The organism is Cerasicoccus maritimus, from assembly GCA_031296935.1.
In the GTDB taxonomy this organism is placed as follows: Bacteria; Verrucomicrobiota; Verrucomicrobiia; order Opitutales; family Cerasicoccaceae; genus Cerasicoccus; species Cerasicoccus maritimus.
In genome coordinates this window covers 156,257-170,939 of record JAVDPD010000003.1, presented here as the reverse complement: position 1 = coordinate 170,939, position 14,683 = coordinate 156,257, and the positions used below count along the sequence as shown (strand labels likewise).

Genomic DNA, 14,683 nt, shown 5'->3' with positions numbered 1-14,683 from the left:
AAACAATTGATGAGGCTAACATTTTGACAATGCTTTCTTATTCAAAAGGCCTACCTCAAAAACCATTACAATCAAAATTGCCTGTAGATCAATTGGATTCTGCATTAAGAAATCGCCGAAGTTATGGAAAACAAAAACCACACCAATTCCAATTACCATAAGACAATCAATACTAGCAGTTCGACATGTAAAAACATAAACAACCCAGCTAACACAATATAAAACCATGATACCATACCCGACCACACCATACTCAGCCAAAAATTGGAAATGATCGTTGTGCGCCTGCCGATAATACATTGTAAGTTCTCCATACTTTTTCCAATGCGTCTTACCTATGAAGTAGATCTCCGGATAGGCGAGCGCGTAGTAATGATATTTATACCGAAAACTCCCAGCCCCCCAGCCAATCCAAGGCTTATCCTCGAACATATCCCAAGTCATTTCACTAAGCAGCATACGGCTCTTTAAAGAAACTGATTCACCCGATTGGACATCTGCCCACTTCTTCGCCATTTGACTAAAGTCAAAGTCTCGCGCGATCCAAAATCCGATTCCAGTAACACCAGCAATCAGGAGGCCCGAAACCACGAGCGCTGGCTTCGAAAAACCTTCCCGCCAGCGGATAGCGAAGGGCAGCAGAATCAGAAAGACCAGAAGCACGCTCGCGCCGCCGATCCAGCCGCCGCGCGATGGGCACAGCACTAACCCCAGCAAACAGGCCAGCGAAAAGATGAGCGCCAGCCAATGCACACCGGAACGATTCTCCCCACGGCGCAAGAAATGCAAAAACATCGCAAAGCCTAAGCCCATGGTTAGATACAGGTAGGCCGCTGCTTGGTTGCGGTAAACGAACGGCCCAAAGGCACCTTTACTTCGCTTAAACTGCTCAAACCAAAACAAGTGCTCGTTGCTGGACAAGTGGTGCGCGATGCTGGCCAGGCTGAGCACTGCGCCAGTCCCCAAGGCCATCCAACCGAGCGCTAACCAGGCCTTGCGACTGCTGAGTCCCATCCAAAGGCCACAGACAAGGGCCCAGGCGCCAGCCCAAAAAATCACCATGCGCCAAGCGTTCATGATGTAAAAATTCGACAGTATGCTTTGCGGCAACCACGACACAAAGAGCTCCGGCTTTCGGTCGGCGATGAAGTAACGCGACTCATCGACATAGACCTGCTCCATGCTTGGGTTAAGCGCTTGGATAATCACATAAAGCACAAAGAGACCGCCCAACCAGAACGGAGGCAGCTTAATGAGCTTCACCAAGCGTTGGCGCCAAGCGGCAAATCCGGAGAATGGCGTCAGCGCGACCAGGAAAATCAAAGCCTGAAGGCAAGCAATCGTCACCTGGCTCCACCAATCCATCCCTCCAAACAAAAACGGGCTAATGAAGATGGTCGGCGCGGCAGCTCCTAGTATTACCCATTCATCGCGACTGATACGCGAGCGGGAAGAGCGGCGCAGGTGTTCGCCTTTGCGAAACGCTTCAACTGTCAGGGCGCCTGTCATTCGAGACGGCTCAAAGGAAAATTCGGCTTAGCGTAACAGCAGATGCGGCAACGACGAAGCGTTGCCCTCCGATGTAATGTTTCAACAGATTAGCTACCTGATCAATCATCGGCCTAGCGGGCGCCTTGGTTTGAATCGGCAAAAACATCGTGCATGCGGAGTAAGCCCAGCAACTTACGCTCGGGACCATCTACGACGGGTAAGACGTAGATCTTACGCTCTTCCATGATCTCCAAGGCCTCATTGATTGAAGCGTCCACTTGAATGGCAACCGGATCGCGGGTCATGATCTCATCGGCGCGACATTCAAGGAAAGATTCTTTCAACAACGAACGACGCACATCGCCATCGGTGACAATGCCCAACAACACACCATTGCCGTCGACCACACATGCGGCACCGAGATTCGGGCGAGTCGACTCCGCGATCACTTCACGGAAACCAGCATTTGGCGCAATCGTCGGGAGCTCTTTGCCAGTGTGCATGAGGTCGCGCACTTTGAGGAGCAAACGCACGCCCAACGCACCACCGGGATGGCGGAGAGCGAAATCGTCAGGCCGAAATTGCCGTGCCTTCATCAACGCAGCGGCCAGCGCATCCCCAATGACCAGGGCGCATGTGGTGCTACTCATTGGCGCGAGGTTCAGCGGGCAAGCTTCCTTCTCGACGGTCGCATTTAAGACTGAGTGACAGCGGCGTGCGAGCGGTGTATCCAGTCGGCCAAAGATACCAATGATTGGTGTCTTCATGCGCTCAAGCGTCGGCAGCATCTTAACGAGTTCGACCGTGCTACCGCTATTCGAAAGCATGAGCACTGCATCGCCTTCCGCAACGTAACCCAAGTCCCCGTGCAGCGCTTCAGCGGCATTCATGAAGATAGCGGGCGTCCCGGTGCTGGCGAGCGTCGCGGCGATTTTACCGCCGACCAAGCCAGACTTGCCCAACCCAGTGACCACTACTTTGCCTTGCAAAGTAAGCAAGAGCTTAACCACCTGATCGAAGCTATCGGCGAGCTGGCCAAGCACCGCGTTGAGCGATGCAATTTCATCGCCAAAGACCTGCTGCGCTGTCGCGTAATAATTCACCAAGCCAACTTACTTTCTAAATCCAAACCAGCATCCTGCTGGACCGATAGATTTGCACATTGTGCAAATGCCATATAATGCGGTACAGCAACGGCAAAGGATAGGCATACCAAGGTCCACTTACTTTCTAATGCAAAGCTTCCCAGAGCTGAACCAGCTTGGGCAATTCTTTGACCATAACATCCAAGGGCATTTGGCTGGCTGCATCGGAAATCGCGGCATCCGGATTCGGGTGCGTTTCCATGAATAAGCCACCTGCGCCTGCGGCCAAAGCCGCCTTCGCCAAAGGCAAGACAAACTCACGCTGACCGCCGCTCTTGCCGCCCGCACCACCAGGGATTTGCACGCTGTGCGTCGCGTCGAAAACCGTGGGGTGGCCCCACTGTCCCATGATGCTAAAGTTGCGCATGTCGGCGACCAGGTTCTGGTAACCAAAGGTCGAGCCGCGCTCCGTTAACCAGATGGTTTTAGCATTCGCGCCTTCGAGCTTATTAACCACAAACTCCATCTCAAACGGCGAAAGGAACTGCCCCTTCTTCACGTTGATGATACGCCCGGTTTCCGCCGCGGCCACGAGCAAATCTGTCTGACGACAAAGGAACGCCGGCACTTGCAGAACGTCACAGACTTCGCCCACGGGGGCCGCTTGATCCGGCAAGTGAAAATCCGTTAGCACCGGTAAGCCAAACTCCTGCTTCACGCGGGCCAGCATCGCGAGGCCTTCATCCATGCCCGGTCCACGATTGCTGCCCAGCGATGTGCGGTTGGCCTTGTCAAACGAGCCTTTGAAAACGATGTCGAGCACCGGAAATTCTTCTTTCCAGCGAACGACTTGTTCCGCGACCGACGCGCAAACATCCCAGCTTTCCAAGGCGCATGGGCCGGCAATGAAGATCATTTTTTCCATAACTTAATTCGTTGCTTGCCGTTCCTGAATGGCGCGCAAGATCTTAACATTCTCCAAATCGCGCGGACGGCCCATCGCCTCCTTGGCTTCGATCAGCGCATCCAGGGCAATGACTCTTAGGCGAAACGTCTGCATGTCTAACTCTACTGAACGCTGGAGGACAGTGTCATATCCGCCGATCCCTTTAACATCACCGAGGCAATCTAATTGGCCCAAGTCGGTCTGAAGATAGATATTTTTAAAACGCCCAGATTCCGCATCTTCGCGGGTGAATGGAGTCGGCGGCTTGGCCATGCGATGGCGGGGGTTGTAGGGCTCAAAGGCTGCCTGAAGCTTCACGAGATTTGCTGGCTGCATTGAACAAACAACGTCGACATCCTGTGTCAGCATGGAACTACCATGCGTAGCCGCCGCCAATCCGCCCACCAGACAATAGTCAACTTTCGCCTCGGCAAGCACTTTGAGTATCTGAAGGAGCGCGATCACTCTTGATTAATGAACTTCGCATCGCATCACGAAGTTGCATGACGGATTCCGCCATCGAAGATTGATTATTAATTCGTTCAGTTGGAGTCAGGCGCAAATTCTCTTCAATTAAAGTTACGTCGTAACCTTCATCGATGAGCAGTTGCCATGCGCTTGTTTCCATGGATTCTAAATTACCGAAAATGCCTGCGGCAGCAATGACGAAGCAGCGCCATCGGCGATCCGTTAAACGGGAATATCCTTCAGCCAGGACTTGTTCGCGAGATACCAGTCCACGCATTTTTGGAGGCCGTCGCGCACATCCATTTTGGGCGACCAGTCGAGGAGTTTCTCGGCTTTGGAAATATCCGCCCAAGTCTCGGTCATGTCGGCGCAGTGGAAAGGCTTGTAGTTAAACTCGGCCTTCTTACCGAGCGCTTCTTCGATCCAACCGATCAAGGTGTTCAGCGAAATCGGATTCCGACCGCCGCCGATGTTAATGATCTCGTAGCCCACTTCCTTGGCGGCGGCAATGGTGCCAGCGGCGACGTCTTCCACGTAGGTGAAATCGCGGCTCTGTGAACCGTCGCCAAAGAGCTCGATCGGCTTACCTTCGTCGATCCATTTGATGAAGCGGTAGATGCTCATATCCGGGCGACCACAAGGGCCGAACACCGTGAAGTAGCGCACCACCGAAACGTCCATGCCGTAAAGGTGGTGGTAACTATAGGCCATGACTTCGGCCGCCTTCTTGGACGCCGCGTAGGGCGAGAGGGGCGTGTTCACCGGCAGGTCTTCCGTGAACGGCATTTCCTGGCCGGCGTAGAGCGAAGAGGTCGAGGCGAGCACGATTTTCTTCACATCGCTACGACGCATCCCCTCGAGCAAATTCAACGTGCCTTCGGCATTGGTACTCAGGTAAACGTGCGGATTCTCCATGCTGTAGCGCACGCCCGCTCGCGCCGCCAAGTTGAACACCACCTCGAAGTCAAACTCCTCAAAGAGCGCGTAAACGGACGCAGCGTGTTCAATGTCGAGTTGGCGGAAAGTGAAATTCTCCGATTTCAGCAGCTCGTCGCGGCGGTATTCCTTGAGGCGGACATCGTAGTAATCGTTCAGATTATCCACGCCCACGACCTTGTTGCCGCGAGCCAATAATTGGGCGGCAGTTCGCTGGCCAATGAAGCCGGCAGCGCCAGTAACTAGAAATACTTTTTCGGACATGGGGGATTTAGATTACGTGGTGATGAGCGGAATGGATTCGTCTAACTTCGCCGCAGCACGCAGCTCAGCAGGAGTCACGGTCGCGGCGCCAAACTTGCCGACGACTACGCCCGCGGCGGAGTTCGCCAAGTGCGCGGCTTCGACTAAACTGGCACCCGCCGCCAAGCTGGCGGTGAGCACAGCAATGACGGTGTCTCCAGCGCCGGAGACGTCAAAAACTTCCTGCGCACGCGTCGGTAAGCGTCCAAGGATCTTACCCTCTTCAACGAGGATCATGCCATCGGCACCCAGGGTCACGACCAGGCGCTGCGGCTGGTAGCGATCATAAATTGCCTGGCAAACGGCCTCTGTCGGGAAGTCATCATGCAGGCCGACCGAGATCTCGGCGAGTTCGAGGGCTTCGTTGCGATTCGGCGTCATCAAGTCCGCGCCATGATAATTCAAGCGGCGGCGCGGCTTGGGATCGACCGCTAAAATAGCGCCTTGCTCGCGGCAAAGTTCGGACAGCTCGCCGAGCAGTTCTTCGGTCACCACGCCCTTGGCGTAGTCGGACAAAATGACGGCATTGACGCCCTCACAGGCGCTGCGCAAAGCATCGTCGCCCGGGAAGGCGTAATCCGCCGGAGCGGCTTCGCGGTCGATGCGGCAGATTTGCTGTCGTTGCACGACCACGCGCGTTTTGCGAATCGTCGGCGCGGTCGCCGAAACATGCAGCGATTCCGAAGACACATTGTTTTCGGCAAAGATAGCCTTCAGTTGGCTCGCTGCTTCGTCATCCGCCCAGACGCCCGCCAAGCCGGCAGAGGCCTGGAGCGAGGTCAGGTTGAGCGCAACATTCGCCGCGCCACCGGCGGACCAGGAGTCGTTGAAAACATTAACCACTGGCACCGGCGCCTCGGGCGAAATACGCGTGGCGTCGCCCCAAATGTAGTGGTCGAGCATGACGTCGCCGACCACGAGCACCTTGACCGTGGAGAGTTTTTCGATGATGCCGTTTAAATCCATTCGCTTGCTACCATTGTTCGGCTTCCACCATCTCCAGCCAGCAATGCAGGATCAGGGTGTGAATTTCCTGGATGCGAGCCGTGGTGTTACTGGGGGCGATGAGCTCGAAGTCGCATTGGCCACGCGCCTGGCCGCCGTCTTTGCCGCTCATCAGAATCGTCTTCATGCCCTTGGCCTTGGCGGCGGCAAAGGCCGTTAATATGTTGGCGGAATTGCCACTGGTCGTGATGCCCACAAGGACGTCGCCCGCTTGGCCCAAGCCTTCAACTGCACGCGAGAACACCGCATCAAAGCCGTAGTCGTTGGCAATACAGGTCAGCACAGAGACATCGGCGCTCAGGCAAATGGCGGGCAGGGAAATACGGTCGCCTTTGTAGCGGCCCACAAACTCTTCGGCCAGGTGGAGGGCGTCAGTCGCGCTGCCACCGTTGCCGCAGGTCAGGATCTTGTTGCCGGCGCGCAGGCTATCGATCAGGCATTGGCCTGCCTCGGTGATCACCGGCACCAATTCGCGCGTAGCGATGACTACATCGGCAAGTTCGTTGATTTGGTTTAAAATTCCGTCGGACATTGATAAAATATTTTACGCACGCTGCCGCCCTTGGCCGTAACCTTGGGAGGAAAGCCAATTGAGATCGGGATTTACTGTTTGGTAGCCCATAAGGGCAATGAAGGCGGCCTGACGAAAAAGGGTCGCGAGGCCGGACTAGAGGAGTTTTCGCAGAATGGGCAAAATGGTCGTCATTTTCCCATGCCAGGACCCCAGGGATTGGATGCGCTGCTCGGCGAATTTCCGGCGGTCTCCCGGTAACTCTTCCAACAGCGACTCCATGTGTTTGAGGCGCTCGCCTCCGCTGTCAAGGTGAGGTTGCACTTGGTCGCTGATAAAGCCAGAGACCAGCTTGCGAAGCCGGAGTTCCGGCGAGTAATGATCGCGACGGTCGCCGATGACAAAAACCGTCTTAACCGCGCCAATCTGGCGTAAAGTTTTCAAGCCCATGCTAGCTGAGCCCTTGCTGATCCCCAACGCATCCATAATGTGATCCATGGGCAGCGGGTTTTCGCGGCAATAGAGCAGACCATAGATCTGCCCCACGGATTTCGGTACGCCAATCAGCTGAGCAGCGTGCACAAAAGTTTCGATCACCGAAAGCTCCCATTCCTGCACAGCCTCGTTCTGCGATGCGGGTTCATCGGTGGGAGAAGCATTGTTGGACTGGGGAGAAGCCTTGGGCACAGCGATTATGACATAGTGTTTCCACCTAAAGTTCAAGAAAACTTGAACTTTTTTTACGATCCATACTTAGCCCGATTGTCGTTGAAACCCAACCCACATTCCGCAAGGGTGGCGAATATGCGAAACCCCACTCTTCTGGCGCTGCTCTGGGCTCTTATCTGCAGCCCCGCTCTTCACGCTGCTTCCGCCAGCACTACCCTGCAAGTGGTGTGGCCCAACGACATGCTCGGCATAGACCAGCCACAGGCGCTCGCTAAGGCCGTAAATTACCTGAAGTCAGAAGATTTTGCTCACGAAGTCGCCAAGATGCCTCAGGATAAGCGGAACCAATACGCCATGTTTGCCAGGATCAATAACCCGCGCAACACCAACGCCATTGCCCAAAGCATTGCCGACAACCTCAGTATCGAAAGCGATGAAGAACACTGCTCGATCACCCTGACCTTTACCAACAACTCACCTGATCTGGCGCTATATGTCGCCCAACGAGCAGCAAACTGCGCAGTCAGCAAGGCGCGCTACTACATTGCCGAAAAAGAGAACCCGGAAATCCAAGCGATTAGCGATCAAATGGAACAAATCCAGGACAATATCCAAATGCTTAGAGCGCGCATCCGCACCAATAACCAAATGAAGAATCGCCGGGCCCAGCCCAACGGTGCTAGCATCGGAGCGCCAGTAGATTCGCCACGCGTGGTCCATCCCGAGCGCAATCAGGCAAATCTCCAAAACACATCGATGAACAACCAGATCAAGGAGCTGCGCACACAATACAACGAGCTCAACAAGCAACTACGCACCGAAGTCACCAAATCCTGGAAAGGCAAGCCGCGGACCGGCCTCATCGTCATCGACAAAGCCGACCTCGACTCAGAGTAAAGACTAGTCGCCCAGGCGCTTGTCCAGCGCGAGGTAGTTGCCCACGTAATCCTTCACCGCCTCCGAGAGCGAGAACTGGCAACCACCAAACCCGCTGCCTTGCAGCTTCGCGGTGTCGGCCTGCGTGAAGTATTGGTACTTCCCGCGCAGTTGCTCCGGCATCTCGATGAACTCGATGTTCACTGGCAAGTCCAGCGCCTCAAAGATCGGCGTGACCAACGACACCCAGGTATTCGCCTCGCCGCTACCGAGGTTATACAGGCCACCCGCCACCTTGGACTCAGCCAAGTGCAGCGTCATCGCCACGGCGTCTTTCACGTAAAGGAAGTCACGCATCTGACCGCCGTCCTCGTAGTCCGGATGGTAGCTCTTGAAGAGCTTCACGCCGCCGGTTTCGCGGATCTGGCCAAAGGCCTTGTGGACCACGCTGCGCATGTCGGCCTTGTGGTCTTCGTTCGGGCCATAGACGTTGAAATACTTCAGCCCAACGATCTGGTCCAGGAAGCCTTCGCGCTTCGCATAGAGGTCGAACATGTGCTTGGAGTAGCCATACATGTTCAGCGGACGCAGCGAATGGAGGTCCTCCAACTGGTCGTCCATCCCCTGTGCGCCGTCGCCATACGTCGCGGCGGAAGAGGCATAAACAAAGCGCGCGCCCTTGGCCAAGGACCACAGTGCGAGCTCCTTGGTGTATTCAAAGTTGTTGTGGATCAGGTAGCGCGCGTCGAGCTCCGTGGTCGCCGAGCAAGCGCCCAAGTGCAGCACCACTTCGATTTCGGAAAGGAACTCGTCATCGAGCATTTCCACGAGGTCGTCCGCCTCCACGTAATCCGCATACTTGAGCGGCACGAGGTTTTTCCACTTCTCATCCTGTCCGAGGAAATCCGCGATCAGCACGTCATCGCGGCCGCGTTCGTTCAGGGCCCAAACCAACGCACTGCCAATGAAGCCAGCGCCGCCGGTTACTAAAATCTTCGGCTTAGTCATTTGAATATAAAGTGTTGAGGTGGGGCAGTATTGAGGTGTTGAGGTGGGCGAAAAGCTTTCCTGACACGCCAACGCCGCAGCACTGCCACACTTTTATTTATTCCACGGTCACGCTCTTGGCGAGATTGCGGGGCTTGTCCACATCGCAGCCGCGGTTGACGGCGATGTAGTAAGCCAGCAGTTGCATCGGGATGGTCGCCAGGATCGGCATGATGCAATCGTGCGCCTGCGGAATGTGAATGATCTCGTCCGCGCCTTCTTCCGGGAAGTCCTTGCCGGCGCTGGTAATCGCAATGACGCTGCCCTTGCGCGCGCGGGTTTCCTGAATGTTCGAGAGCACCTTGGAGAACGTGTCGCCATGCGGCGAAAGCACCACACTCGGGCAATCTTCGCTGATCAGCGCGATCGGGCCATGCTTCATCTCAGCCGCCGGGTAGCCCTCGGCGTGGATGTAGGAAATTTCCTTGAGCTTGAGCGCGCCTTCCAGCGCGATGGGGAACATCGACTGGCGGCCCAGGAACAGGAAGTCGTCGTAATTCGTGTAACGCGCGGCGATCTCCTTGATCTTCTCGGCCTGGCCAAGCACTTGGCTCACGAGGCCCGGAACGCTGCGAAACGCCTTCACCATTTCGCGGCCATCGCTGAACGACAAGTCGCGCATGCGGCCGAGGTGCAGCGCCAACATCCCGGCGATCAACACTTGCGAAGTAAATGCCTTGGTCGAGGCCACGCCGATTTCCGGACCCGAGTGCTGGTAAACACCACCATCGGTTTCGCGGGCAATCGTCGAGCCAACGCCGTTGGTAATGCCCAGCACGCGGTAGCCCTTGCGCTTGGCTTCGCGGAGCGCCTCGAGGGTGTCGAGCGTTTCGCCAGACTGGCTGATCACGAAGACCAGCGTGTTCTTGTCCAAAGGCGCATTGCGGTAGCGGAATTCACTGGCGTATTCGACTTCCACCGGAATGCGGGCGTATTTCTCGATCAAATACTCGGCCACGAGGCAGGCGTGCCAGGCGGTGCCGCAAGCCAGGAAAACAATGCGGTCGACGTGGCGGAATTCACGCGCATCGATGTTCAAGCCGCCAAACTTCGAGGTCGACTCATCGTCCGAGAAGCGACCGCGCATGGCGTTTTCGAGGGCGATGGGCTGCTCGAAAATTTCCTTCTCCATGTAGTGACTGAAGGCACCTAGTTCGGCTTGCTCGATCTTCCAGTCAATCTGGTTGATAACCGGGTCAATCGCCTCCCCAGCTTCGCTAACGGTCGTAATAGTAAAGTCGTCCGCCGTGAGGTGGCAGATTTGGCCGTCGTCCAGGTAGACCACGTTTTGCGTGCGGCCAACGAAGGCCGAAACGTCGCTGGCCAACAGGTTTTCGCCGTGGCCAATGCCCAGGCAAAGCGGGCTGCCTTTTCGCGCGCCCACGATATCGCCCGGCAGGTCGGTGCTCATGACCGCAATGCCGTAGGTGCCCTCGACGAGGCGCAGACTCAGGCGAACGGCGGAAATCAAGCGCTCAGCGCCTTCTCCGGTGAGCGTTTCACTGCCGTAGTGGTAGGCGACCAGATTAGACAACACTTCGGTGTCCGTCTGGCTGGAGAAGGTCATCCCCTCGCCTTCCAGAAAGCGACGCAGCGCCTCGTGGTTTTCAATCACCCCGTTGTGGACGATGCAGATGCGGCCGTCACAGGAAAGATGCGGGTGCGCATTGGCGTCTGTCACGCCGCCGTGCGTGGCCCAGCGTGTGTGGCTGATGCCGATATTGGAGCTGGAATTGCGCTGATTGACGAGGGCCGCAACGTTTTCCACGCGACCGGTTTTCTTCATCACCTCGATGCCGTTGCCGTTCATGACGGCGACTCCGGCAGAGTCATAACCACGGTATTCAAGACGTTTTAACCCTTCAACCAGAATGGCGCTCGCCTTCTGCTTACCGATATATCCAACAATTCCGCACATATAGATTTCTCAGGATTATACTCGACCGATGCCCGAAACCTCAAACCCGATTTTCCGCAAAGCGGCGGCATCGAGTATGTTGCGTCCGTCAAAGACGAAGGCCGGTTTCAGCATGTTATCGTAGATGCGCTGCCAATCCAGCGTCTTAAATTGATCCCACTCGGTGAGGATGGCCACGGCATGCGCGTCCTTGCAGGCGGCGTAAACATCCTCTTCGATGATGATGCTGTCGTTCGCCTTACCGTCGGCGTCGGTCGCGGCTTGGCCGAGGTCAGCAAAGATCTGCGCCGGCTTCACCTTCGGGTCGTAGATGTGGACATTGGCCTGCTCCTCCAGCAAGTCGCGGCACACGTAGATGGCCGGCGATTCGCGGGTGTCGTTGGTGTCCTTTTTAAAGGCAAAGCCGAGGATCGCGATCTTCTTGTCCGAAACGGTGTTGAAAAGCGTGCGCACGAGGCGGCGGACAAAACGGCTCTTCTGGTAGTCGTTCATCACGATGACCTGCTCCCAGTAGTCAGCGACTTCCGGCAAGCCGAAGTGCTGGCAAAGGTAAACGAGGTTCAGGATGTCCTTCTGGAAACACGAGCCGCCGAAACCAACGGAGCTCTTCAGGAATTTCGGGCCAATGCGGCTGTCCGTGCCGATCGCGCGGGCGACTTCTTCAACGTCCGCCTCGGTCGCTTCGCACAGCGCGCTGATGGCGTTGATCGACGACACACGCTGCGCCAGGAAGGCATTCGCGGTCAGCTTGGAAAGCTCGGACGACCACACATTCGTGGTCAAAATACGTTCGCGCGGCACCCAGTGCGCGTAAACATCCACCAGCGCTTGAGCGGCTTCCTCGCCCTCGGGGGTCTGCTCGCCGCCGATCAACACGCGGTCCGGCTCGTTGAGGTCCTCCATCGCAGTGCCCTCGGCCAAAAATTCCGGATTGGACAGCACCTGGAAGGTGAACTCGCCTCCGCAGCCTTCGAGAATGCGGCGCACGGACTCCGCGGTGCGCACTGGCAGCGTGGACTTCTCCACGACGATGATGTTGCCCTTGGCCACATCGGCAATCTGGCGGGCGCACTTTTCGATAAATTTCAGGTCGGCAGCGCGGCCGGCACCCACGCCATAGGTCTTCGTCGGCGTATTGACCGAGATGAAGATCATGTCCGCCTCGGCGATCGTGCCGTTGACGTCGGTGGAGAAAAACAAATTCCGGCCACGCGCTTCGCGGACCACATCATCCAACCCCGGCTCATAGACCGGTAGCTCATCGGAATTCCACGCCGCTATGCGCTTCTCGTTGATGTCGACCACCGTCACGCGGTGCTCCGGACATTTTAAGGCAATCATGGCCATCGTGGGGCCACCCACGTAACCGGCTCCGATACAGCAGATATTCATAGTCAGGATTTTGGGAAGAAATTGTTAGCGGTAGTGCGCTTAAAAGCTCAGTGGCGTAACCAATAGAGCATTTCGTGGCGATAAAAAAAGCTATCCGGCATCAGACTGCCATTCGCGCCAAAGGTTTCATCCTTTTCGACCGGGGCGTACGCCACGGCAGTGACTCAGGCCAGTTCCGCGTCGGCCGCGCGCTCGATCTCGACTGCTTCTTCAGTTTGCGCCTGGCCGATGTGCTCCAGGCTCAGGCCCTTCGTCTCAATGCCAAAAATCACCGTGACCACGGCCCCCAGCACCGAGCTGCCCACCAGGCAGTAGAGTAAAGTCTCCGTGCCGATATCCGCCAATAAAATCGGGAACAGAAAAGCCGTCAGCACCGCGCCAACCTTGGCAATCGAGGCCGCCAACCCGGCGCCCATCCCGCGCACATGCGTCGGGAAAACTTCGCCTGCGAGCAGGTAGGTCATGGCGTTGGGCCCGAGGTTCGTCATGAAGAAAAACAGCATGAAGCCAATGAACAGCAGGACCATGTTATTGCTGCCGTCATCGTTCATCGACAGCGCCGCCAGCAGCAGCCCCACCGCGCACCCGATGAAGCCCACGACCTGCAATTTGATCCGGCCAACCTTATCCACGAGCAGAATCGCAAAAATGACCCCCAACACGAATAACATATCCATAATCGCCGACCCTTTCGAGGCCAACATGTCGTTGTGGATGATGTCTTTAATGGTATTTTCCTGCGTCTTGGACCCCAACATGACGGCGAGGATCGTGGGCGTAAAAATGCCAATGCCATATGTCCCCAAGTCCTGCAAAAACCACGGGACTGAGGCCAGGATCGTCGCCTTGCGATTTTCCCGGTTGAACAGCACACCATAGTGCGCCTTGGGCTTTGGCTTGGAGACGTCGTGCGCGCTCCTCAGTCGAACGTGCTTGGGATACTGCGGATGACGTTTCAGCAGGCGGTGCGTCTCGTACTCGGCATCCTCCATCCGGCCCTTGGAGACTAACCAGTGGATGCTATCCGTCACGAAAAAGCGGCCCACGATCACCAATGCCGCTGGCAGAATCGCCGTGGCGTACATGCCACGCCACGCGCCGACATCTGGCTCTCGCAGGAGAAAAATACAGCCGACTATCGTGCCAGCCAGCGCCCCAACGGCTTGGAATGCAAACGCGCTCAGCACCAGGCGCCCGCGCATCACAGTGGGGATGCTTTCCGAAATGACCAGGTGAGCCGTCGGGTAATCGCACCCCAGCGCAATGCCCACGCCAAATAGGCAAATGACCAGCATAATGAAATTCGGTGCAAAGCAAAGGGCCGTCAGGAAGACGGTAAAAATGACCATCTCCAGGATAAACATCCGCTTGCGACCCCAGTGGTCGGACAAGCCGCCCAGTGCCGAGGCACCCACCAGTATGCCCGCCAGGGTGGCTGCGGTGACAAAGCCTTTGTCCGAGGCGCTCAAACTGAACTCCTCCGTCACCAGCGGCAGCGCGACACCAGTCATGAAGACCACCATGCCTTCGAAAAACTTACCCGCCGTGGCCAGTAGCCAGATACGCCACTGCATGACCGTCATCGGCGTAGTGGGCGATTGCGTGCCATCGGCCCATATCGGCCTCTCATCAATGTATTCCTGGACGGTCCGCTCGGGGCGTGATTGCCCCGAATCGTCGTCGCGCGCGGCAGGTGAAATATCGTTTTCGTTCACGGTAGGAAACGTGGGTTGCGCAGGTTCGGCAACTAATTACACAGCCGCAAACTCGCCACGATGACAAGGCGCAACCCCTTCCGTAACATGATCATCACAAACTCGCGGGTAGCGCCGGGCCGCCAGGCTGCCCAGCGGAGCCATTGCATTGAATTCTGATTTTCCGCCAACATGACGCTATGCACTGGAAGGCGAAGCCTCAGAGAGCGTTCGCGCTGCCTAAGTCATTGATGCCCAGCGCAGATTATTAGTCACTGGCTCTCACTAATAAAATGCTCAAACGTACATATTTTTATTGTGAACATGCGGGCATTTCTTATG

At 56.3% G+C, this 14,683-nt stretch carries 14 protein-coding genes; 1 reads left to right on the top strand and 13 read right to left on the bottom strand.

Features of this window, described 5'->3' with window-relative positions; all coding sequences use genetic code 11:
- Nucleotides 1-15: 15 nt before the first annotated feature.
- From RBB62_RS02525 to RBB62_RS02485, 9 genes are all read right to left on the bottom strand, one after another.
- The gene (locus RBB62_RS02525; protein ID WP_309396691.1) at nucleotides 16-1,509 is read right to left on the bottom strand and encodes an O-antigen ligase family protein; all 1,494 of its coding nucleotides are present in this window, start codon (nucleotides 1,507-1,509) and stop codon (nucleotides 16-18) included.
- 113 nt (nucleotides 1,510-1,622) lie between these two features.
- Nucleotides 1,623-2,594: a KpsF/GutQ family sugar-phosphate isomerase gene (locus tag RBB62_RS02520; protein WP_309396689.1), complete on the bottom strand. Its 972-nt coding sequence runs from the start codon at nucleotides 2,592-2,594 to the stop codon at nucleotides 1,623-1,625.
- A gap of 127 nt (nucleotides 2,595-2,721) precedes the next feature.
- On the bottom strand, nucleotides 2,722-3,501 hold the full coding sequence (gene kdsA / locus RBB62_RS02515; protein ID WP_309396687.1) for a 3-deoxy-8-phosphooctulonate synthase: 780 nt from the start codon (nucleotides 3,499-3,501) through the stop codon (nucleotides 2,722-2,724).
- 3 nt (nucleotides 3,502-3,504) lie between these two features.
- Nucleotides 3,505-3,858, bottom strand: coding sequence for a hypothetical protein (locus RBB62_RS02510; protein ID WP_309396685.1), 354 nt, complete (start codon nucleotides 3,856-3,858; stop codon nucleotides 3,505-3,507).
- Between the two features lie 79 nt (nucleotides 3,859-3,937).
- Nucleotides 3,938-4,150, bottom strand: coding sequence for a hypothetical protein (locus RBB62_RS02505; RefSeq protein WP_309396683.1), 213 nt, complete (start codon nucleotides 4,148-4,150; stop codon nucleotides 3,938-3,940).
- A 62-nt stretch (nucleotides 4,151-4,212) separates the two neighbouring features.
- Nucleotides 4,213-5,190: an SDR family NAD(P)-dependent oxidoreductase gene (locus RBB62_RS02500; protein ID WP_309396681.1), complete on the bottom strand. Its 978-nt coding sequence runs from the start codon at nucleotides 5,188-5,190 to the stop codon at nucleotides 4,213-4,215.
- Between the two features lie 12 nt (nucleotides 5,191-5,202).
- On the bottom strand, nucleotides 5,203-6,195 hold the full coding sequence (locus RBB62_RS02495) for a bifunctional heptose 7-phosphate kinase/heptose 1-phosphate adenyltransferase (RefSeq protein ID WP_309396679.1): 993 nt from the start codon (nucleotides 6,193-6,195) through the stop codon (nucleotides 5,203-5,205).
- 7 nt (nucleotides 6,196-6,202) lie between these two features.
- Nucleotides 6,203-6,766: a D-sedoheptulose 7-phosphate isomerase gene (gmhA, locus tag RBB62_RS02490; RefSeq protein ID WP_309396677.1), complete on the bottom strand. Its 564-nt coding sequence runs from the start codon at nucleotides 6,764-6,766 to the stop codon at nucleotides 6,203-6,205.
- 135 nt (nucleotides 6,767-6,901) lie between these two features.
- Nucleotides 6,902-7,432: a GbsR/MarR family transcriptional regulator gene (locus tag RBB62_RS02485; RefSeq protein ID WP_309396675.1), complete on the bottom strand. Its 531-nt coding sequence runs from the start codon at nucleotides 7,430-7,432 to the stop codon at nucleotides 6,902-6,904.
- A gap of 117 nt (nucleotides 7,433-7,549) precedes the next feature.
- On the opposite strand from RBB62_RS02485, the gene RBB62_RS02480 reads away from it, so the two are divergent.
- Nucleotides 7,550-8,311, top strand: coding sequence for a GumC domain-containing protein (locus RBB62_RS02480; RefSeq protein WP_309396673.1), 762 nt, complete (start codon nucleotides 7,550-7,552; stop codon nucleotides 8,309-8,311).
- Nucleotides 8,312-8,314: 3 nt separating this feature from the next.
- Here RBB62_RS02480 and rfaD read toward each other — a convergent pair whose 3' ends face one another.
- The 4 genes from rfaD to RBB62_RS02460 form a co-directional block, all read right to left on the bottom strand.
- On the bottom strand, nucleotides 8,315-9,298 hold the full coding sequence (rfaD, locus tag RBB62_RS02475; protein ID WP_309396671.1) for an ADP-glyceromanno-heptose 6-epimerase: 984 nt from the start codon (nucleotides 9,296-9,298) through the stop codon (nucleotides 8,315-8,317).
- A gap of 97 nt (nucleotides 9,299-9,395) precedes the next feature.
- Complete coding sequence (gene glmS, locus RBB62_RS02470) at nucleotides 9,396-11,255, bottom strand: glutamine--fructose-6-phosphate transaminase (isomerizing) (protein ID WP_309396669.1); 1,860 nt, start codon at nucleotides 11,253-11,255, stop codon at nucleotides 9,396-9,398.
- 15 nt (nucleotides 11,256-11,270) lie between these two features.
- The gene (locus tag RBB62_RS02465) at nucleotides 11,271-12,647 is read right to left on the bottom strand and encodes a UDP-glucose 6-dehydrogenase (RefSeq protein ID WP_309396667.1); all 1,377 of its coding nucleotides are present in this window, start codon (nucleotides 12,645-12,647) and stop codon (nucleotides 11,271-11,273) included.
- A 164-nt stretch (nucleotides 12,648-12,811) separates the two neighbouring features.
- Nucleotides 12,812-14,362: an MFS transporter gene (locus RBB62_RS02460; RefSeq protein ID WP_309396665.1), complete on the bottom strand. Its 1,551-nt coding sequence runs from the start codon at nucleotides 14,360-14,362 to the stop codon at nucleotides 12,812-12,814.
- Nucleotides 14,363-14,683: the final 321 nt, after the last annotated feature.